Here is a 21304-nt window from a genome sequence, read left to right on the forward strand (position 1 = left end):
CACAAGGGAGCCGTTGGCCCATGGCCGTGGACGCGTTGGACGCCAAGATCCTCAAGCTGCTGCTGGAGCGGCCGCGCACCAGCGTGCGGGAGTACGCCCGACTGCTGGGCATCGCCCGGGGCACCCTCCAGGCCCGGCTGGACCGGCTGGAGCGGGATGGTGTGATCACCGGCACCGGGCCCCGGCTGTCGCCGGCCGCGCTGGGGCACCCGGTGCTGGCCTTCGTCCATATCGAGGTGACCCAGGGGCACCTCGATCCGGTGGCGGACGCGCTGGGCGGGGTCCCGGAGATTCTGGAGGCCTTCTCCATCACCGGCGGCGGAGATCTGATGGCCCGGGTGGTGGCCCGCGATCCGGCACATCTGGAGGACGTGATCCAGTTGCTGGTGCGGATGCCGGGGGTGGTGCGCACCCGCACCGAGATGGTGCTGCGCGAGCGGGTGCCGTTCCGGATGGTGCCACTGGTGGAGGCGGTGGGCCGGGCCACCGACAAGCGCGGCGCCTGACGCGGGGCCCGGCCCCGTGGTTCCACCCGCCGGGTCAAATCACGTTAAACGCAGCCGGAATTCGCACCCCTGGCCATCTAACTCATGTGCCGCAAAAGGGAGCTGAGGCCATCGATTCTCCCCGGCACCCGGGGCCATGGGAGTATCGGCTGGTTCCCCCGGCAGGCGGGGGAACCGGCATGAAAAGGAGTGACATGCAGCGACATGGGGCCAGACCGGTCCGCCGGTGGGGACTGGCGCTGACCGCGTCGACCGCCGCCCTGGCGGTGGCGATTCCGGCGGCCACCGCCGAGGCGGCCACCGGTCCGTCGGGCATCGCCGCCAAGGGCGCGTTCCTGCTGGACAGCGGCGCCAACCGGCAGCTGTGGGGCAAGTCGGCCGACACCGAGCGGCAGATGGCCAGCACCACCAAGATCATGACCGCGGTCACGGTCCTGGAGACCCGGGGCGTCAACCTCAACCGTCAGGTCACCATCAAGCAGTCGTACCGCGACTACGTCGAGCGCACCGGCGCCAGCACCGCCGACCTGCGTACCGGCGACAAGATGACGGTGCGCCAGCTGCTCTACGGCCTGATGCTGCCGTCCGGCTGTGACGCGGCGTACGCGCTCGCCGACACCTTCGGCACCGGCTCCACCGAGGCCGCGCGCACCAAGTCGTTCGTCGGCAAGATGAACAAGAAGGCCGCCGAACTGGGCCTGAAGCACACCCACTACGACTCCTTCGACGGCATATCCGACAAGGGGGACAACCACACCACGCCGCGTGACCTGGCCAAGCTGGCCCGGCGCGCCATGACCAGCCCGGCCTTCACCACGGTCGTCAAGACCACCAGCACCCGGCAGAAGGCCACCAACCGCAATCGCACCTACACCTGGTACAACACCAACAAGCTGCTGGGCTCCTACAAGGGCGCCATCGGCATCAAGACCGGCACCGGCACCGCCGCCGGCCCCTGTATCGTGTTCGCCGCGCAGCGCGGCAAGCGCACGGTGATCGGTGTCATCCTCAATGACTCGGTCCAGCGCTACCCGGACGCGGTGAAGATGCTGGACTGGTCCTTCGACACCAAGTCCAGTGTGAAGCTGCGCAAGCTTCCCCCCATCGCGCAGAAGGACTGACCTCCCGCCACGGAGGCCCGGCGCATCTCCCTTTGGGCCCTGAACAGGCAACGCCTTGTTCAGGGCCCTTTGTTGTGCCTCCCGCGCCGTATCGCGGACAACTCATGCCCGGCTTTCTGTTATCGCCGGTAGCCCTGTCGCCTCTCCTGTTCCGAGGACCTCTCGTTCCGCAGCAGCACGACCGGCCGCATCGGCGCGGCCGGCCGGATGAACAAGGAGCAGCTCATGGCACGTCATCCGCGTCTCAGGTCAACGGCCGTCGGCCTGGCGGCTTTTGCCACGGTCACCGGCCTGCTGGCCACCCCGGCTCTCGCGGTGTCCGGCCCGGCGGGCCCGGCCAAGTCCCCCACGAAGGCCCCGGCGAAGGCCCACGTCAAGACCCCCGCCAAGCCCGTCGCCGGTGCCAAGTCCGCGAAGCGGCCGCTGCCGCCGGCCGGTCCGGCCGCCGCCACCGCTTCGGACCGCCCCGCGGTGCAGGGCGCACCGCTGGCCGCCGCCCGGCTCCGTCCGCACAGCGCACCGACGCCCCAGCACAGCGGCACGGCGGCGAAGAAGAAGAGAGCGGCACGGGCCGACGCGGCCTCCTGTACCCCGGCGGACTTCGCCTCCCGGAGCGGCTCGGACCTGGTCGACTACATCAGGGCATCGACCACCGACTGCGTCAACACTCTGTTTACCGTCACCGGTGGGGACGCCTACTGGACCTTCCGCGAACCCCAGATGGTCACCGTCGCCAACGCTCTCCGGAGCGTCGCGGCGACCTACTCCGGCGACAACTCGACCGGCGCGCAGCAGCTCGTACTCTTCCTGCGGGCCGGCTACTACGTCCAGTACAACCACCCCAATGATGTGGGCGGTTACGGTACGGACCTGTCGGCCGCCATCGAAGGCGCCCTGGACGCGTTTGTCGCCAACCCGCACTTCATGGATGTCAGCCAGGCCAATGGCGATGTCATCGGTGAGGTGATCACCCTCACCGACAGCGCCAATGAGCAGGCGCGGTACCTCGACACCTACAAAAAGGTCCTCAACGCCTACGACAGCTCGTACGACGCGTTCCCCGCCATGATCAGCGCGGTCAACAACGTCTACACCCCGCTGTTCCGGGGGCATCAGAACCCCGCCTTCATCCAGGCGGTCACCAACGACCCGGGCATCCTCGACACCCTCTACTCCTTCGCCCAGAACCACCTCGGCCTGCTGGGCACCGACAACTCCTTCCTGGCCTCCAACGCCGGCATCGAAATGGCCCGCTTCATCCAGCACTCCGCGCTCCAGGAAAAGGTGCGCCCGCTGATGAAGGGACTGCTCGATGCCTCGTCGATCACCGGCAGGACCGCCCCGCTCTGGGTCGGCATCGCGCAACAGGCCGACTCCAGCGACAAGGACAACTGCTCGTACTACGACACCTGCAGCCTGACCGACCGGCTCACCGCGGCCGCGCTGCCGATCAGTTACACCTGCGACGGGACGCGCACCATCCGGGCCCAGACGCTCAACTCGGACGAGCTCGCCGCCGCCTGTGACAGCCTCCAGAAGCAGGACGGGTACTTCCACGGCCTGGTGAAGGACAACGGCTCGATCCCCGGCCAGTACGAGGACACCCTTCAGCTGGTCGTCTTCTCCAGCCGCCTTGACTACCAGACATACGCGGGAGCGATATTCGGCGTCGACACCGACAACGGCGGCATCACCCTGACCGGGAACCCGACCGACCCCGCCAACCAGCCCCGCTCGATCATGTACCAGAAGGGCTATGACGACGGTTTCACGGCGGGCATATGGAACCTGAACCACGAGTACACGCACTACCTCGACGCCCGCTACGACATGAAGGGCGACTTCACCCAGGAGATCACTGTTCCGGACATCTGGTGGATCGAGGGGCTGGCCGAGTATGTCTCCTACGGCTACCGCGGGGTCACCGACACCGAGGCGGTCGCCGAGGCGGGCAAGCACACCTATGCCCTGAGCACACTGTGGCAGAGCACCTACAACAACAGTGATGTGACCCGCACTTACCCCTGGGGCTACCTGGCGGTGCGCTATATGTTCGAGAAGCACCCGGAGGACATCCAGGCCATGCTCGCCAAGTTCCGGGCCGGTGACTACGCGGGCGGCTATGCCGTCTACAACTCGGACATCGGCACCCGTTACGACGACGACTTCAACACCTGGCTCGACACCTGCGCGGCCGGCGGCTGCTCGGCGGACGCCGCACACGGCAACCACGGCAACCACGGCACCGCACAGCACAGCACCGCACAGCACGGCTCCGCACGGCACGGCAACGCGCGGCACTGAGGCACCCGGTAAGGGGCGCGGCTCCTGAACAGTCGGGCGGGACCGGCCTGTTCAGGAGCCGCACGGCGGCCTTGCCGGTCCTGGCTCCCGCCCGGAATTGACTCATTCCCCTGTGCAGGTGGCCTCGGCCATGCTGAAGTTGATGGAGATTCCGCGTCCTGCACGGTTGCACAAGGGGAGAGTGCGGTGCTGCTTGGGCTGGTGGCGCTATGCGTGGCGATCAACGCGGTGTTCTGCGGCATCCTGCGATTACGGCGGATCCGCCGCCCGCGCCCCCAGCCCCCGCCCGCCGAGCGGCTGTCTCCGGCGGCCGTTCAACTGCTGCTGCACAACGGCTCGGTCACCACCTCGGCAGTGGCACACACCCTGCTCGCGCTGGAACGCGCCGCACGGGTTCACCTGACCCATCTGGACCATGGCCGGCTCGCCGTCACCACGGCCCCGGCCACCCCCGCTCCCGAACAGCGGGACGCACGGCCACCCGCGCGTCCCGAGGACGGTCCGCCCGGCGTCGCGGGAATCGAACCAGCCCCCCGCCATGGCGAGTTGGTGCTCCAGCGGATCGAACAGCGCCGCGGCGGCCTGGAGTGGGTGCCGCTGGCCGCACTCGGACCGGCGGACGGCAAGGAGTACGACCGCTGGTGGAAGGAGTTCCGGCAGGCCGTGCGCGACGAGTCCGACGAGGCCGGCCTGGTCTGGGGGCCGGCCGGTGACGGGGAGTTGTTCGCCTGGAAGGCCCTGGCCCTGCTCCTGGGGGTGCTGCTGTTCTGCGGATGGCTGCCGTATGTCGGCTCCCTGTACTGGTCGGGGATGCTCGCGCTGCTCACCCTGCCCCTGATCATGGTGCCGGTGAACCTGCTGACCTATGGGCCGAAGCTCACCCCGGAGGGCAGACAGGCGGCCCGCTGGTGGCGCGCCAACGGATCCCCGGCCGACGACCCCGCGCTGGATCCCCTTGTCGTGTGCCGATCGCTGGCCCCCGGAGCGGCCCCCGGCGAGACTCCCCGCTCCGACCGCTGGGTCTGGTCATCCCATGGCGGCCGGTGGCGGCCGGTGCGGATCGGCTCCGTCTCCCGGTGGGGGCTGCCCTCCCAGTTCGTCGTTCTGACACTGCTGTGCGCGGCCGTGGCCCTCTCCCTGGGCTCCGGCTTCCGCCGGCTGCCCGCATCCGAGGCGGCGGTCCCGGTGTCCGTGCCGGTGCTGTGCTGGGTGGTGGTGACGGCACTATGGCTACCCGCGTTCCGGAGGCTGCGCCGGTTCCCCGCCGAGGAGTCCTTTGAAGCCACCGTGGTGAGCCTGTGGTCACGGGTGATCACATCCGGCCGGGACAACAGCCGCTCCCGGACCGCCTACTACTGCGCCCTCGACGACGGCCGCTCGTCCTATGCCTGGTCCTTCGGCCTCGACCCCAGGCTATGGGCCCGGCTCCGCACCGGCGACCTGGTCCGCGCCGAATGCCGCTCGCACCGAATCCGCCTGACCTCACTGACCGTGCTCCAGCAGACCGGACAGCCGCCGGTCCCGCTCGACAAGCGACCTCGGGAGACCTGACGATGCCCCCTGGGCACAAGCCGGACGACGGCACCCAACCCGCCCGTTTCAAAGCGAAGTTGAGCGGCCTGCCGGAGACGCTGCTGTGGACCCTGTGGAATCGGGCCTGCGAGGCGGGGCACGCCGACCCGGTGCTGGACGATCCCCTGGCGACCGCGCTGATCCAGGCCCTCGACTACCCCTTCGAGGCCCGGCTGGGTCCTCCGCATCCCCTCTTCTCCCAGGTGCAGGGGCTGCGTTCGCTCACCTTCGACCGGGCGGTGCTGCGGTACACCGACCGGCATCCGGAGGCCACCGTGGTCGCGCTCGGCGAGGGTCTGGAAACCGGGTTCTGGCGCGTGGACAACGGGCGGCTGCGCTGGCTGAGCGTCGACCTGCCGGAGGCCGTCGGGCTGCGGTGCGCGGTGCTGCCGGAACATCCACGGCTGCGGGTCCTTGCCCGGTCCGCCGCCGACCTCAGCTGGCTCGATGAGATCGACGCCCCTGAACGGGGCACGATCGTCACCGCGCAGGGGCTGATGATGTATCTGCGGCCCCGCGAAGTGAGGGAGATCATCGCCGCATGCGCCGAGCGGTTGCCGGGCGGAGCGCTGATCCTGGACTCGATGCCCCGCTGGATCACCAGGCTGACGCGCGAGGGAAAGATCCGGATCGGCGAGCTGACCATCCCGCCGATGCACTGGTCGATGGCGCCCGGTGACCGTCACCGGCTGTACTCGGTGCATCCGCGCATCACCGAGGTGCGGGCGCTGACCATGGAGCGCGGCCGTGGGGTGACGGGCCGGTTCATCCAGTACCAGCATCTGGTGCCGGTCTTCCGGTCCATCTCCCCCGCGGTGACCCTGCTGCGGTTCGCCTGAACCGCAGCGTGCTCAGCGGGGAGCGGCTCCGCTGCGGGCCACGATCCGGTAGGCGTTGGAGAACCGCGTCCGGCTGAGGAGCGGGGCGAGCAGCTGGTCGAGACCGTAGACGCCGGCGATCAGGGGGACGGCCGACCAGAACAGGGCCTCGCGGGCCGTCCGTTGGAGACGGCTGGGCGGGCGGGCGCGCCAGGGGTCGTCGGCGGGCGGCAGGAAGTGGCCCAGGGCGAGGGCCGCTGCGCCGGTGAGTTCGGCCCGGATATGCGGCTCGCGCCGTCCGACGGCCACCACGGCGCAGCCCAGTGATTCCAGTTCGCGGCGGAGGTTGGCGAGCGGGATGAGGTGCTGGTGCTGGGGCTGGAAGTACCCCGTCCACCAGCGGCCCAGGATCCGGCTCATCACACACTCCGGGTCCGGCACCTCGATGATCAGGTGCCCGCCGGGGGCGAGGACGGTCCGGGCGGCGGTCAGTTCCGCGCGCGGGTCGGTGGAGTGCTCCAGATAGTGGAACATGCTCACCGCGTCATATCTCGCCTCCAGCTTGGGCGCCAGCTCGGTGAGCAGACCCTGGTACGCCTCGGCGATCCGGCCCTGGTTCCTGGCCTCCTCGACACCTTCGCCGAGGTCGAGGCCGTCGAAGACGGTGGCCGGAAGCACAGTCCGGGCGGTCTGGGGGAAGTGCCCGTACCCGGTGCCGACGTCCAGCCAGCGGCGGGGGGTGCCGAACGGGAGCAGGGCGCGGGCGCCGGCGAGGTAGCGCTTGCGGCTGCCCTGGGCGCCGAAGACCCATTCCGCCTGGGCGGCACCCAGTCCGTCATAGAAGTCCCGGTAGTAGAAGTCCAGTCCCTCGGGGGTGAGTTGGGGGTTCTGGAAGGAGTGGGAGCAGTCCCGGCACTGGTCGATGACAAAGGTGCCGGGCTTGTGCTGGAGCAGGTCGACGGTGCGCAGCCGGGTTCGCAGCCGGGATGAGCCGCACCAGGGGCACACGGTGCGCTTCGCTGCCTGGAAGCGTTCGGTGCCAAGGGCGAGTTCGCGCTGGTAGGCGATGCGGAGCCGGGCGACTTGCTGGGTCCGGTTCATGCTCCTCCTGGTTCTCCTCGTGCTGTGGCGGCGAGTTCTTCGAGGTGGGCGGCGGCCGCGGCGGCTCCTCCCGCGGCGCGGAAGGAGTCCTGAACCCGGCGGGCGGCCGCGCGGTACTGAGGGGCGGTGAGCAACTCGTCCAGTGCGGCGCCGATGACGCGGCGGTCGCCGCGGCCGAACCGGACGCGGATCCCGGCGCCGGCCGCGGTGACCTGTGCGGCGATCACGGGCTGGTCGTCCCGGATCGGGGCGACCACCAGCGGCACCCCATGCGTCAGGGACTCGGCGACGGTGTTGTGGCCGGCGTGGCAGACCACCGCCGACGCCCGGGGCAGCAGGGCGAGTTGTGGCATCCGGTCCACCGCCAGCACATCGTCGTCCGGGGCGCCGTCGAGCACCCCGCCCGGGTCGGCGATCACGGCCTGGACCTGCCGTGCGCGGTCCCTTACGGCCGCGGCGCACTCGGCGAGGAAGCGGGCGCCGAGATCGGTGTTGGCGGTGCCGAGGGAGACCAGGACGGTGTGCCGGCCGGGGTCCAGCCGCTGCCAGGGGAAGGGCGCCGGTTCGGGCCGTGGCGCGAGCGCGGGTCCTACAAAACGGGTCTGCGGGGGCGGGGTGCACTCGCCCGCCAGGGCGGTGGTGGTGAAGGCGAGGACAAGGTCCGGCGAGAACCGCGGGTCATGGGTGCGCGCCGGATCGCCCAGCGTGCCGCGCAGCCCGGCCAGCAGCTCATGGATCCATGCCGCCACCTTGGGCATTCCGTCGAGCGCGGCGGAGAACTCGGCGGAGGTGGTGGCGGAGGTGGCGCAGCGGATGCCCAGCCGTTCGGCGGTCAGCGCTCCGGCGAGCGCCTGCTGGTCGGCGACGATCACATCCGGGTGGCAGGCGGCGACGGCCCGTTCCACCCCGGGCGCCATCGCGGTGGCGAGCGGCCCGAGGAAGTCCTGCCACAGAAAGCGCAGCGCCGCCACCCCGCGCAGCCCGGGAGGCCGGTGCAGACCGGCGGGCGCCGCGCAGGGGTGGACTTCCGCGCCGGGTCCCGCCAACTCCTCGACCAGGGCGGGGAGTCCGGCCCAGGCCACCCGGTGGCCGCGCCGGGTGAGTTCGGCGGCGACCGCGACCGCCGGGTTGATATGTCCGACGAGCGGTGGCACCACAAAGAGGAAGCGCCTCATACCCGGATGGCCTTCGCCGGGTGCCGGTGCCCCGTACGGAGCCAGTCCAGCATCAGCGGTCCGACGGTCCGTGGGGTGCCGACCAGCACGGAGTGGCCATGTCCCGCGATCCGGCGGGTACGGCAGTCGGGGAGCAGGGACTCCAGCCAGTCCGCCATTGCGGCGAGGTCGGAGGTGTCCCCGTACACCGCGAGCACCGGCACATCCAGAGTCCGCCAACGCTCTTCGTTGGGTATGCGGCTGGCCGCGATGTCCTCGGCGATCGTCGTCCCATGCAGCAACGGGCAGGCCCAGCGCACCAGTCGGGCCTCATGCCGGCCGTAGGTCCGCTCGATCCAGGGCAGGGTCCGCGGGTCCCGGAGCTGGTGTGCCGAGCCCGCCAGCAGGGCGCTCATCTTGGCCGCCCAGGCCACGGTGGGCGGCTCGGACTCCACGACCAGGACGCCGGCGATCCGGTCGGGGTGGTGCAGCGCGTAGTCGAAGGCGACGGTGCCGCCGAAGGAGTTGCCGACCAGGTGGACCGGGCCGGTGATGTCCAGGTCGTGGAGGAGGGCGTCAAGATCGCCGGTGAAGTCCGCCAAGTGGTAGCCGGTGGCCGGGCGTTCGCTGCGGCCGTGGCCGCGCTGGTCGTACATCACCACATCGTGTCCGGCCGCCGCGAGGACCGGGGCCACGGTGAAGTAGTAGCTGCTCAGGTTGTCCGTGGCGATGCCATGCACCAGGACGACAGGGTTCCGGCCGGGCGGTCCGATGCGCACGGCGTTCAGGCGCGGGCGCCGGATGGCCGTCACCCCAGGCATCCGGCGATATAGCGGACGACCTGACCGACGGAGAGCCCGATGATCTCGGGGAGTTCCAGGGCGGCGAAGAAGGCCGGGAAGTCGACCCGGTCGCCATAGCGGCGCCCGAGTTCGCCGGTGAGGGTGATCAGGTCGATGGATTCCAGGTCGAGGTCCTCGACAAAGCGGGTGTCCATGGTGATGGCCATGGCTTCGAGGCCAAGCTCGGGGAGCACACGGTGCAGTGCCTCGGTGAGTTCGGCGAGGACCGCGCTCTCGCCGGCCTCCGGGAGGGCTTTGGACGCGTTGGACGCGGGGGTGGGGGTCATAGGGGGCTCTCCTCGTGGTGCTGCCGATGAGTGTCCTCGGTCCAGGCGACGACATACCGGCGGGGCCGCAGGCCGGGCGGGTTGCCGATCTCGGCGAGGGACACGGGGTGGGTGTGGCCACGGGGCGTATGGACCGTCAGCCGGTCACCGTCGGCGGTGGCGACGCGGAAGTCCCGCGGTCTGCCTCGCAGGCCGGTGCCCTCGGCCTTGGCCGCGGCCTCCTTGGCCGCCCAGAAGCGGATCAGGGTGTGCGCGTCGCCGCCGAGCCGGTCGAAGAGCGGGCGCTCCTCGGGGGCCAGCACCGCGTCCCGGGTGGCCGCCGGCCGCTCGCTGATCTCCTCGATGTCGATGCCGGTGGGTACGGCGCCGGCCGGGCGCACCAGGGCCACCGCGGCTTCCGCGCAATGGGCGAGGGACAACTCCAGTGGGGGCAGCTCCCGGCCGTGCACCCCTTCCGGGTGCGGCCGGCCGCTGTCGTCGTTGCGGACCCGGATCTCGGCGGGGAAGACCGGGCCGGCACCGTGCTGCCATAAGTACTGACGCACGGCGTCCTTGGCGGCGATCCGCCCGAGCAGCCATTGCTGTCTCCCCCGTGGCGGGCGGGCCGCGTAGGCGTCCCGTTCGGCGCCGCCCAGCAGGTTGCGCATCATCAGCTCGCGGGAGGCCGGGTCGGGGAAGTACTCGAAGACCAGATGCCAGCCACCGGGCTGGGCCTGGGCCAGCGTGCTGCGCTCGGGCCACCGCCGGATGGCCTCGGTGACGGGCGGTGCGTCGAACCGGCGGTCCTCCCAGCCATTGATCGCGCACCAGACGGTTCCACGGTGGCTGAGCTGGATGTCCGCCGCCAGCAGGGTCTCGGTGAGGGAGGTGATCCGGATGTGGCAGTCGAGGAGTTGGCCCGCCGCGGGCTCCGGTCCATGGAAGCGGATCTCCCGGATCCCGACCGGCAGCACCACCGTGCGGTCGGGGTGGGTGGCCATCAGCCAGTAGCCGAGCAGCTGTCCGGCGTTGTCCAGGAGCGCGCCGGGTGCCGGCGGAGCGGTGAGCACGCCCCGGACGTGCCGTGCGCCCAGGGCGGTGACCGTGGTGACGCCCCGGAAGAGCGGGCCATGGAACATCCAGCGCTCCTGGTACATCCGCCGGGCCGAGACGGTGGGCACCTCCTCGCCGGCCGGTTCGGGCCAGCGGGCGGGCGGTGCCGGGTGGCCGGGCGCCGTCTCGATCTCCGCACGCGCATACCGGCCGAACTCCACCGTATGGCGGCGGGTTTGGCCGGGGTTGGTCCTCACGGTCATGGTGGCCTCGACGGCCGGCTCGGCGACCAGCCACTCCAGGAACCGGGCCTCGCGGACGGCTACCGGGACACCGGTGCCGGTCGCGGTCACCGCGTCCGCCATGCGCTGGATCATGGTGGTCGCGGGGACCACCGGCCAACGGTCCCCGATATCGGGCCAGTTGGGCCGCTGACGGTAGAAGCAGTGGTCGGCGAGGTAGGGCATGGTGTCCAGGGCCACCCGGACCGTGCTGGTCCGGGCGAGGTCCGCCGGGTGGCCCGCCATTGTCGCCCGCCGTGGTGCGGGTGTGGCGGGCCGGGGGCCGCCGTGTGCGGCGAAGAGGGCGGCGGCCGCGTCGGCCGTCTCGGCCAGCAGGGCACTCAGCTCCGCCGCCGCCGGGAACCGCCGTGCGGCGTGGTCGAGTTGACTGGATCCGCCCGGGGCGGCCGGCGCGTCGCGCAGCGCCGCGCGCAGCCGGTCCCGGGTGGCGGGTTCGAGGTGGACCGGTCCGGCATCCAGGGCGAGCCGCACCTCCGGCCGGGCCGGGCCGGTGGCCGGTCGCGGAGGTACGGTGCCGGTGCCGCGGACTCCCCCGGGGTCCAGGGCCGTGAAGTCGGGCTCCGCCCCATACGCCCACAGCCCGGCCACGGCCCGCCGCAGTTGGCCCAGGCCGTCGTCGTCCATGGTTCCGGCGGAGACCGCCAGGTGCTCGCGGCCGGTGAGGATATCGCCGGCCAGCGCCGGCAACTGGCCCTGGCCGGCCTGGACAAAGGCCCGGAACCCGGCCGCGTACAGGGACTCGACCAGACCACGGAACCGGACCGGCTCCAGCAGATGGCGCACGGCCAGTTCACGGACCTCCGCCTCCCCCTGCGGGAACGGCGCGCAGGTCGTACCCGACCAGACCGGCACCCAGGGCCGGTGCAGGGTGAAGCGGCGCATCGCCTCCCGGATGGGCCCCAGATAGGGCGCCAGCATGGGGGTGTGGAAGCCGGACTCAAAGGGCAGCTCGCGGCCGAGCACGCCCGCCCGGCGCAGCCGTTCCGTCACCTTCGCCACCTGGGCGGCACGGCCGCAGACCACGGACTGGTGCGGGGCGTTGTCGTGGGAGAGCACCACCTGGTCCACACCGGCCAGGGCCGCCTCCACCTGGTCGGCGGGGGCTCCGAAGGCCACGAACACCAGGTCCGGAACGCGCAGTGAGGTGGGGTCGAACTCCCTTAGGAAGGCGTCCACTTCCTTGTCGGCGAAGATCCCGCCGACGGCCATGGCGGTCCACTCCCCCACGCTGTGCCCGGCCAGGGCGTCCGGAACCACACCCACGCGGCGCAGCGCGGCGGCCAGGAGGCGGCCGGCGTCGACGACGGCGGCGCCATGTTCGGCCACGGCGCCCACCCGGGCCTGCTGCCAGGTGGGGCGGGGCAGTTGGAAGTGCCGGGCGATGTCCGCGCCCTGGGGTGTGAACCCGGCCTCCAGGCCGGGGAAGAGGAAGGCGGTGCGGCCGCCGCCGGCCGGTCCGAGCAGTGGCCGGGGCGCGAACCACACCTCGCGGCGGCCGCCCCAGCCCAGGCCGCGGGCGACCACCTTCCTGGCCAGTGACAGGCGTTCGGGCCCGGGCCCGGCCACGGCCACCCGGGCGCCGCCGGCACCGATGGCCCCCTCGGCCCGCAGCCGGGTGTCTTCACCCTCGAGTAGCGTGCGCAGCTCTTCCGTCGTGTCCGCCGCGATGCGCAGAAGCGGTTCGGGCTCGCGGACTCGCAGCGCCGGGGATGCGGCCCGCCGCTTCCCGGTCGCGGGGGCGAACTCCTCCAGCACCACATGGGCGTTGATGCCGCCGAAGCCAAAGGCGTTCACCCCGGCCCGGCGCACCGCCGCCGCCCAGGGGCGGGCCGTCGGGGCCGGGCGGAAGCGGGTGGCGAGCAGGGCGGGGTGGGGGTCTTCACAGTGCAGGGTGGGCAGCAGCACCTGGTGGTGGAGGGCCAGGGCGGCCTTGACCAGGCCCGCCGCGCCGGCGGCCGGCATGGTGTGGCCGATCATCGACTTGACCGAGCCGATCACCGCGTCCGGTTCGCTCGGGGTGCCGAACACCCGCCGCACGGTGGTGATTTCGGCCGCGTCGCCATTCGGGGTGCCCGTGCCATGCGCTTCCAGCAGGCCGATCGCCCCCGGGGCGGCGGGGTCCACCCCGGCCGCCGCCCAGGCCAGCCGGACGGCCCGGGTCTGGCCGTCCGGGTCGGGGTTCACCAGGGCCGCGGTCCGCCCGTCACCGGCCACCCCGACTCCCCGTACCACCGCGTACACCCGGTCGTCGTCGCGTACCGCGTCGGCGAGCCGTTTGAGGACGACCACCGCGGTGCCCTCGCCCATCAGCACACCGTCCGCGTCCCGGTGGAAGGGGCGGATCCGCTGGGTCGGGGAGAGCGCGCCCAGGCGGGCGAAGACCGACCACAGGGTCACATCGTGGCAGTGGTGCACGCCCCCGGCGAGCATCACATCACAGCGTCCCGTGGTCAGTTCGGTCACCGCCTGGTCGACCGCCAGCAGTGCGGAGGCGCAGGCCGCGTCGACCGTGTAGGCGGGGCCGCGCAGGTCCAGCCGGTTGGCGAGGCGTGCGGCGGCGAAGTTGGGGACCAGTCCGATGACCCCGTCGGGGCTGTCCGGTCCCAGGGCCTCCTCGAAGGCGGTACGGATCCGGGCCAGCCGTTCCTCGCCCAGGCCTGGCAGCAGCTCCCGCAGGGTGCGGGTCAACTGGCCGGCGGTGCGGACCCGTTGGTCGAGCCGCGCCAGCCCGGCGGTCAGATAGCCGCCGCGGCCCAGCACCACACCGATCCGGGCGGGGTCCACGGCGGTGAGGCCGCCCGCGTCGGCGATGGCGTCGGCCGCCGTGCGCAGGGCGATCAGCTGGTCGGGCTCGGTGGCCGGGACGGAGCCCGGCATCATGCCGAAGGCGGCGGGGTCGAATCCGGTGAGCCGGTCGTCGATGAATCCGCCGCGCCGGCAGTAGATGGCACCGGAGCGGTACTCGTCCTGGTCCCAACGGCCCGGCGGGGCCTCGGAGATGGCGTCGGCGCCGGTGCGGAGGTTGTGCCAGTACCGGTCGAGGTTCTCCGCGCCGGGCAGGGTGACGGCCATCCCGATGACGGCCACCGGCTCGGGGTTCACCGTCACCACCCGGGAGCGGCGTAGACGACCTCGTCCATCTCGTCGTCGCCCCAGCTCAGTTCTCGCAGCAGAGCGAGCACACCCTCCCTGGGGTCGATCAGGCCGATACCGCGCCGGGCATACTCCCGGGCGAGTTCGGGGCCGACCATCCCGCCGTGCACCTCGTCCGGGGCCCATGGCCCCCAGTGCACGGTCAGTACCCGCCGGCCCGTGCGGCGGTGCCACTGTCGGCCCAGCGTGGCCAGGGCGTCATTGGCGGCGGCGTAGTCGGCCTGTCCCCGGTTGCCGTACACGGCCGCCACGGAGCCGAACAGCACGGTGAAGCACGGTGGTTGGGGCAGCCGGCGCAGCGCGGTGAACAGGGTGCGGGCACTGTCCGCCTTGGTCTCGTAGACCTGGGCGAACGAGGCCGGATCCTTGTCGGCGATGAGCCCGTCCGCGATAACTCCGGCGGCGTGCACCAGACCGTCGATGCGTCCATGGCGGGCATGGGTCTCCTTGACCGCCTGCTCGACGGCGGCCGGGTCCCGCAGATCGACGCGACGGTACCGGCCCTCGCCGCCGGCCGCGCGGATCCCGGCGAGGGTCGCCTCGATCTCCCGGCGGGCCAGGACGCGGCCGGCCTCCCGGTCGATCTCCGCGGGGCCGCCATGCTCCCCGCGCGCCGCGAGCGCGGCCCGCAACGCGGTGCGGCCGGTGACGCCCGCGATCCCGGGCGGCTCGGCGGTGTCGGCCGGGCCGGTGCGGCCGAGCAGTTCGATCCGGCAGCGGGCGGCCGCGGCGAGGGCGATGGCCACCCGCGCGGCGATGCCCCGCGCGCCGCCCGCGAACAGCAGGACGGACTCCGGCCCGAGGCCGAGTGCCTCGGCGGCCCGTTCCCCGGTGGACTCGTCATCGGTGCGCAGCCGGTCCCGTGGGGCCTCCCGCGGTTCGCTGCCGAACCGCCGGCCGTCCGTGGTGCGCTCGACGACGGGCGCCCGGTCCGGTGCGAGGAGCTCTCCGAGGATGGCGTCCGCCGTCCCGTCGTCGTCCCACGAGCCGGGAACGGACACCAGGCGGGCGACCGTGTCCGGATACTCACGGGCGACGGTACGGAAGAAACCGGCAAGCCCTTCGCCGCCTCCGTCGTCCCCGGCCTGCCGGACATACAGCAGCCGGCGCGGCCCGCGTCCGAGCAGTTCCTTGAAGAGGGGGAAGGCGTCCGGCAGCACCGGCCTGGCCAGCTCCCCGGCGGGACCGGCCAGCAGGATCACTCCGTCCAGCGGCCCGGCGGCGTCGCCCGGGGCCCCGTCGGAGTGGGCGACATGCGCCCCGAGGCCATGGAGCCGGGCGAGGAGGGCCTGGGTGAGGCGGGCACTGCCGCCGAGCACCAGGAGGTGGCTGCCCCGTAGGGCCGTGGTGCCGTCCGGTGCCGGCGCGTCGCTCAGTGCCACGCCCCGCAGCACATACCGCTGGGGCGCTACTCCGGTCGGCACGGTGGCCGCGGGGGCGGCCGGCTCCGGCTGCGCCGGGACGCCCGTGATGCCCGTGACGCCGGTGCTGTCCGTGGCGCCCGCGGCAACCATGACGCCGGTGCCGCCGGTGCCGCCGGTGCTATACGTGGCACCCGTGGCGCCGGTGGCGCCCCTACCGTCCGTGACGCCCATGACGCCGGTGGCGCCCGTAACGCCCATGCCACTGGCGTCGACCGCGCCGTCCGTGACGATGGTGCTGTCCCTGCCGTCCGCGACGCCCACGGCGCTGGTGCCGACCAAAACGCCCACGGCACTGGCGCCAACCGTGCCATCCGTGACGCCCGTGGCGCCGGTGCCAACCGTGCCACCCAAGGCACCCGCGCCGCCCGACTGCGCGGCCATCCACTCGGCGATCGACGCCGCGGTCCGCGCCCGGGACACCTTCTCCAAGTAGGTGTCGTCCCACGTCCGTTGGCCGGCCCCCGCACCCCCCAGCCGCTTCAGCAGTTCGCCCGCGATCTCCGTCCGCTTGATCGAGTCCACGCTCAGATCGGCCTCGAGGTCGAGCTGGGGATCGATCATCTCCACGGGGTAACCGGTCCGTTCGCTGATCACCGACAACACCGTGTGCAACAGATCCGGCTCGCCGGCCTCCGCGTCATGGCGTGCCTCGGCCGGCACCGCCTCGGCCGGCAGGGCGGCCGGTTCCGTCATCGGCGCGGGGGCCGGTGGTGGAACCGCTCCCGCGCCCCCGAAGTACGTCAGCAGGATGTCCCGCTGTGCCGCGATCAGTTCACGGCTGCCGCGCAGGAAGTCCTGGAGCAGCACCTCCCGCTCCACCCGCCCGGTGCCGTTGGCGCCGTCACCGCCGGGGGCCGACATGAGCGGCGCGATCTTCCGTGCGGGCCGCAGGCCGCCGGGGAGCGGTCCGCCGTCCGCGGTGCGGACCAGGTGGCCGTCCACGATCCAGCCGGGGCGCTCCGGCAGCCGCCCGGGTTCGGCCACCACCGCGTCCCGGCCCGCGAACAGCGCTTCCGCGTCGACCCGGACGCCGCCGGAGACCGCCAGCCGGGCCAGCGCCTCCAAGTGGCCGCGCAGCCCGGCCTTGGGGTGCGGTTCGAAGGGGACGGCCAGGTGCGGACGGTCACCGAGGGTGGCGCGTACCAGGCCGGTGAGTGCGGTGCCCGGGCCCGCCTCGACAAAGATCCGCGCGCCGGCTTCGTACATCGCCTCGATCTGTTCGGCGAAACGCACCGGCGCCACGATCTGCCCGGCGAGGCGGGCCCGCAGTTCCGTGGTGTCCGCCGGGTAGCGGGTCGCTGTCAGGCCGGACCACACCGGGAGCTCCGGTGTCCGCAAGGGGCGGGAGGCGAGCACCTCGGCGAAGGTCTCCGCCGCGCCGGCCATCATCGGGCTGTGGAAGGCGCAGGCCACCTCGAGCGGCTGGACCCGGAAGCCGCCGTCCTCCAGGGCCACGACCGCCTGCCGCACCGCTTGGGCCGGCCCCGAAATGGTGGTCTGGGACGGGGAGTTGTGCCCCGCCACCACCACCTGGCCGATGAGGCCGGCCCCGGCCAGCGCGGCGTCCACCGGGGCCGCCCCCGCCGTGACGGCGGCCATGGCACCCGGCTCCTCCCCGGCCGCGTCCAGCATCGCCTCGGCACGCAGCAGGCTCAGCTCCGGCAGCGTCTCGGCGGGGAACGCGCCGGCCACGCACAGCGCCACCAGCTCCCCGTATGAGTGGCCGGCCGCCATGTCGGGGCGGATGCCCAGATCCATCAGCACATCGTGGACGGCCAGGCAGGCGGCGCCCAGGGCCGGCTGAGCCCGGCGGGTGTCGGCGAGCCGGGCACGCCGCGCGTCCCGCTCGTCCGGGCCGAACGCGGCCGGCGGGAACATCTCGCCGACCGGGGCTCGGCGCAGATGCCGGTGGGTCTCGGGGAAGGCGGTGAACAAGTCCGCGAGCATGCCGGGCCGTTGGCTGCCCTGGCCCGGGAAGAGGAGGGCCAGCGCGCCGGTCACCCGCTCGGCTCCGGCGGTGAAGACGCCCGGTGCCGGCCGGCCGGCCAGCGCGGCCCGCAGCAGGCCGGGCAGTTCGGCCAGGCCGGCGGCGACCACGGCCGCGGTGACCGGGCCGGCGGCCGGGTCCGAGGCCCGGCGCGCCGCGGTACGGGCCAGATCGCGAAGGCGCCACGCCGGGTCCGCCTCCGCCAGCCGCAGCAGCTCCTCGACCGCCGTCTCACCGCGGAACAGGAACAGTTCGGCGGGCCAGGCGTCGGCGGCCCGGCGTGGCGGCGCCTCGCCGTCGCACCCCCGCATCACCACATGGAAGTTGGTGCCGCCGAAGCCGAAAGCGCTGACCCCGCCCACCCGTTCACCGGCCGGCTGGGCCCAGGGCAGGGCCCGCCGGTGGAAGACAAACGGGCTGGTCCGTGGGTGCCACGCCGGGTTGGGCCGCTGGAGGTGCAGGGTCGGCGGGCGCACCCCGGTGTACAGGGCCAGGGCCGTCTTGATCAGACCGGCCAGGCCGGCCGCGCATTTGGTGTGGCCGATCTGCGACTTGACCGAACCGACCACACACCGGCCCGGCTCGGCGCCCGACTCCTGGAACACCTGGGTGAGCACCTCGAGTTCGGTGCGGTCGCCGACCACCGTGCCGGTGCCATGTGCCTCGACCAGCCCGACCCGGGAGGGCGGGATATGGGCCTGGGCATAGGCCCGTTCCAGGGCGGTGCGCTGGCCTTCCGGACGTGGCGCGGTCAGGCCGAGGGACCGTCCGTCGCTGGAGGCGCCGATGCCCTTGATGACGGCATAGACCCGGTCCCCGTCCCGTCGGGCGTCGGAGAGCCGCTTGAGCACCACACAGCCGACGCCCTCGCCCAGCGCGATGCCGTCCGCCCCGGCGTCGAAGGTCCGGCAGCGGCCGGTCGGGGAGAGCGCGTGCACGGAGGAGAAGAGCACATAGTCGTTGATGCCGTTGTGCAGGTCGGCGCCGCCGCACAGGACCAGGTCCGCCGCCCCCGCCGCCAGCTCCTTGCAGGCCACGTCGACGGCGGCGAGCGAGGAGGCGCAGGCGGCGTCCACGGTGTAGTTGGCGCCGCCGAGGTCGAAGCGGTTGGCGATCCGGCCGGAGATGACATTGGCGAGCATCCCGGGGAACGAGTCCTCGGTGAGGGTGGGCAGTTGTTCCGCCAGTTCCTCCGGGATCCGTCCGCCGAGATAGGACGGCAGGACGGTGCGCAGCGTGGCCGCGTGGGACAGATCGCTGCCGGCCTCGGCCCCGAAGACCACCCCGGTGCGTTGACGCGGGAACTCCCGGTGCTCATAGCCCGCGTCGGCGAGGGCTCGCCGGGCCGCCTCCAGGGCGAGCAGTTGGACGGGTTCGATGGCGGCAAGCGAGGTCGGAGGGATGCCGTAGCGCAGCGGGTCGAAGGGAATTCCCGGCAGGAAGCCGCCCCAGCGCGAGGCCGAGACATCGTGCGCGGGCGCCTCTTCGCCGTGGTACAGGGCCGGATCCCAGCGTTCCGGGGGCACCTCGGTCACCGCGTCCATGCCGCCGAGCACCTGGGCCCAGAAGGCGGGCAGGTCGGGGGCGCCGGGGAACATGCCGGCCATGCCGACGATCGCGATATCGAGCGGCCGTGGCGCGGGCACCCTTGGTGTGCCGTCCGCCGCCCCGGAGACCGCGCCGGCCGGCACTTCCGCCGCTCGCCGTTGGTAGAAGGCGGCCGCCCCGTCCGTCACTCCATGGTGCAGTTCGGCGACGGTGGTGATGGCGTCGCGCAGCACCGCCACCTCTCCGGCCATAAACATGCCCTCGTTGAACTGCCGTCCCTCGTCCACCTCATGGAGCTCACCGTCCACCCGCTCGATGCCCTTGCTAGCGATGCGCAGCCGCCCGAGGTTGAGCCGCTCCAGCCGCTCCCAGGCCTGCCGTCCGGGGACGCCCTGCCGGCGCAGCTCCTCCTGGTGCGTGCGGTAGGTGTCGGTGAACGGGCTGGGTACGCAGCGGGTGACATGGCCCGGAGCGGTGTCCAGCAGGACGGTGCTCTGAGCGCCCAGCACCGTGTGCTGGAAGACCGGCCGCACCGCGCCGCACTCCACCGCCTCGCGGGTGAAGAGATAGGCGGTGCCCATCAGGAGGCCGATCGCGGCACCGCGCCGGGTGAGCCCGGTGGACAGCGCCGCGACCATCGCCGCCGAGCGCTCGTCGTGCACCCCGCCGGCGAACAGCACCTCGATGCCCGGCGCCTCGTCCCGACCCGGGCGGGCGTCCAGGAAGTCCGTCAGGACGGCCAGTTGGGCCTCCCACAGGGGGAAGGAGTTGCTGGGTCCGATATGGCCGCCGCATTCGGCGCCCTCGAAGACAAATCGCCGGGCACCCGCGTCAAGGAACTGGCCGAGCAGCCCGGGTGTCGGAACCTGCAGGAAGGTGCGGATGCCACGGGCGTCCAGCGCGGCGGCCTGCGTGGGGCGGCCGCCGGCGAGGATGGCGTGGGTGGGCCGGAGTTCGCGCACGGCCTCCAGCTGGGCGGCGCGCACCTCCTCCGGCGCGAAGCCCAGGATGCCCACGCCCCAGGGCCGCCCGTCGAGGGCGTTCCTGGTCTCCTCCAGGAGGGATCTGGTCTGCTCGGGGCCGGCCAGGGCCAGGGCGACAAAGGGCAGGCCGCCGCCCTCGGCGATGGCGGTGGCGAACCGTGCCTGGTCGCTGACCCGGGTCATCGGCCCCTGCACCACGGGGAGTTGGGTGCCGAGCGAGCGACTCATGGCCGATCCGGGGAGCAGCGCCTCCGTCGCACCGGGGGCGCGGATCGCCCGGTCGATGCCCTCGAGCACGGACCGCACCGCGGCACCCACCGTGCGGTACTGCTGGGCGAAGCGGCGCGCGAGGAAAGCGTCCTGCCCCAAGGGGACGGGGCGGTCGCGCAGTTCGGCGGGGACCCCCGGACGATCGCGGTCCAGCAGGCGCTGTCCTTCGGAGAGCACCGTCCCGGTGCCGTCCGTAGTACGCAGCAGCCGGGCGAGCGCGGCCGGAGTGGCCGCTTCCGCCAGCAGCGCGAGCTGTACATCGAGGACGACACCGGCGGCGCCCGCCACCACGGCCGCCGCCGCGGTGTTCGGTCCGATGCCACCGCAGGCCCAGATGGGTACGGTCAACTCGGGGTCGGCGAGGAGCTGTTGCAGCAGTACAAAGGTGGACAGTCCGCCGGCCGGGCCGCCGCACTCACTGCCGCGTCCGATGATGCCGTTCGCCCCCGCCCGTACCGCGGCCCGGGCCTCGGCCCGTGAGCGGACCTCGGCCAGCACGGTGCGGCCCCGATGTCCGCTCTCGGGCCAGCTGACACCCGGGGCCAGCAGGACGGTGCCCGGCCCTCCGTCGTCCCGGTCGGGCAGCTCCGCCGGCTGGATCGCGCAGCCCTCCGGGACACGCACCCCGAAGGTGCCGCGAGTCCACCGGCGGGCGAGGGTCAGGGCTTCACGGTGAGGGCGCCCCCCGCTGCCCAGGTCGAGCACACCGAGCCCGCCGGCCCGGGAGACGGCCGCGACGATCCGTGCGTCGGCTTCGCCGAACGGACTGACACCGATGACGGTCTGCATCATGAAGCCTGCCCCCCACCAGGGACTCTGGAAGCCGGACAATACGGCAGGAGTCGGACGATACGGCAGGAGCCGGGTGCTCGATCGCTCCCGCCTCCACAGTCGCTTCTT

The 21304-nt window shown here is 72.7% G+C and carries 11 protein-coding genes; 5 read left to right on the forward strand and 6 right to left on the reverse strand.

From position 1 onward, the window contains the following. Positions 1-20: 20 nt before the first annotated feature. From ACIHFE_RS27445 to ACIHFE_RS27465, 5 genes are all read left to right on the forward strand, one after another. Positions 21-506 carry an Lrp/AsnC family transcriptional regulator gene (locus ACIHFE_RS27445; RefSeq protein ID WP_400110645.1) on the forward strand — a complete coding sequence of 162 codons (486 nt, stop codon included), beginning with the start codon at positions 21-23 and terminating at the stop codon, positions 504-506. A 194-nt stretch (positions 507-700) separates the two neighbouring features. Continuing rightward, on the forward strand, positions 701-1627 hold the full coding sequence (locus tag ACIHFE_RS27450) for a D-alanyl-D-alanine carboxypeptidase family protein (RefSeq protein ID WP_400110647.1): 927 nt from the start codon (positions 701-703) through the stop codon (positions 1625-1627). A gap of 225 nt (positions 1628-1852) precedes the next feature. Continuing rightward, on the forward strand, positions 1853-3931 hold the full coding sequence (locus ACIHFE_RS27455) for a collagenase (RefSeq protein WP_400110648.1): 2079 nt from the start codon (positions 1853-1855) through the stop codon (positions 3929-3931). Between the two features lie 186 nt (positions 3932-4117). Continuing rightward, entirely contained in the window at positions 4118-5482 is a 1365-nt protein-coding gene (locus tag ACIHFE_RS27460) for a hypothetical protein (protein ID WP_400110650.1), read from the forward strand. A gap of 2 nt (positions 5483-5484) precedes the next feature. Next, complete coding sequence (locus ACIHFE_RS27465) at positions 5485-6342, forward strand: class I SAM-dependent methyltransferase (protein ID WP_400110651.1); 858 nt, start codon at positions 5485-5487, stop codon at positions 6340-6342. Between the two features lie 12 nt (positions 6343-6354). On the opposite strand, the gene ACIHFE_RS27470 is transcribed toward ACIHFE_RS27465, so the two are convergent. Genes ACIHFE_RS27470 through ACIHFE_RS27495 form a run of 6 tightly spaced genes read right to left on the reverse strand, consistent with a single transcriptional unit; the run spans position 6355 to position 21196 of the window. Continuing rightward, positions 6355-7422 (reverse strand): methyltransferase domain-containing protein, encoded by a 1068-nt coding sequence (locus ACIHFE_RS27470; RefSeq protein ID WP_400110653.1) that lies wholly within the window; start codon positions 7420-7422, stop codon positions 6355-6357. Beyond that, positions 7419-8597, reverse strand: a complete 1179-nt coding sequence (locus ACIHFE_RS27475) for a glycosyltransferase (protein WP_400110655.1) — start codon at positions 8595-8597, stop codon at positions 7419-7421. The genes ACIHFE_RS27470 and ACIHFE_RS27475 overlap by 4 nt, the downstream gene beginning before the upstream one ends. Continuing rightward, positions 8594-9388, reverse strand: a complete 795-nt coding sequence (locus ACIHFE_RS27480; RefSeq protein ID WP_400110657.1) for an alpha/beta fold hydrolase — start codon at positions 9386-9388, stop codon at positions 8594-8596. The genes ACIHFE_RS27475 and ACIHFE_RS27480 overlap by 4 nt, the downstream gene beginning before the upstream one ends. Further along, entirely contained in the window at positions 9385-9705 is a 321-nt protein-coding gene (locus ACIHFE_RS27485; RefSeq protein ID WP_400110659.1) for an acyl carrier protein, read from the reverse strand. Before ACIHFE_RS27485 ends, ACIHFE_RS27480 begins: the two co-directional genes overlap by 4 nt. Further along, complete coding sequence (locus ACIHFE_RS27490) at positions 9702-14147, reverse strand: beta-ketoacyl synthase N-terminal-like domain-containing protein (RefSeq protein WP_400110893.1); 4446 nt, start codon at positions 14145-14147, stop codon at positions 9702-9704. The genes ACIHFE_RS27485 and ACIHFE_RS27490 overlap by 4 nt, the downstream gene beginning before the upstream one ends. After that, positions 14144-21196: an SDR family oxidoreductase gene (locus ACIHFE_RS27495; RefSeq protein WP_400110661.1), complete on the reverse strand. Its 7053-nt coding sequence runs from the start codon at positions 21194-21196 to the stop codon at positions 14144-14146. Before ACIHFE_RS27495 ends, ACIHFE_RS27490 begins: the two co-directional genes overlap by 4 nt. Positions 21197-21304: the final 108 nt, after the last annotated feature.

The organism is Streptomyces sp. NPDC052396 (genome assembly GCF_044593195.1).
In the GTDB taxonomy this organism is placed as follows: Bacteria; Actinomycetota; Actinomycetes; order Streptomycetales; family Streptomycetaceae; genus Streptomyces.

Coding starts and splice junctions, on each gene's coding strand:
- ACIHFE_RS27495 (WP_400110661.1), bottom strand. CDS start 21,196: ATGATGCAGACCGTCATCGGTGTCAGTCCGTTCGGCGAAGCCGACGCA.
- ACIHFE_RS27445 (WP_400110645.1), top strand. CDS start 21: ATGGCCGTGGACGCGTTGGACGCCAAGATCCTCAAGCTGCTGCTGGAG.
- ACIHFE_RS27450 (WP_400110647.1), top strand. CDS start 701: ATGCAGCGACATGGGGCCAGACCGGTCCGCCGGTGGGGACTGGCGCTG.
- ACIHFE_RS27470 (WP_400110653.1), bottom strand. CDS start 7,422: ATGAACCGGACCCAGCAAGTCGCCCGGCTCCGCATCGCCTACCAGCGC.
- ACIHFE_RS27485 (WP_400110659.1), bottom strand. CDS start 9,705: ATGACCCCCACCCCCGCGTCCAACGCGTCCAAAGCCCTCCCGGAGGCC.
- ACIHFE_RS27455 (WP_400110648.1), top strand. CDS start 1,853: ATGGCACGTCATCCGCGTCTCAGGTCAACGGCCGTCGGCCTGGCGGCT.
- ACIHFE_RS27465 (WP_400110651.1), top strand. CDS start 5,485: ATGCCCCCTGGGCACAAGCCGGACGACGGCACCCAACCCGCCCGTTTC.
- ACIHFE_RS27475 (WP_400110655.1), bottom strand. CDS start 8,597: ATGAGGCGCTTCCTCTTTGTGGTGCCACCGCTCGTCGGACATATCAAC.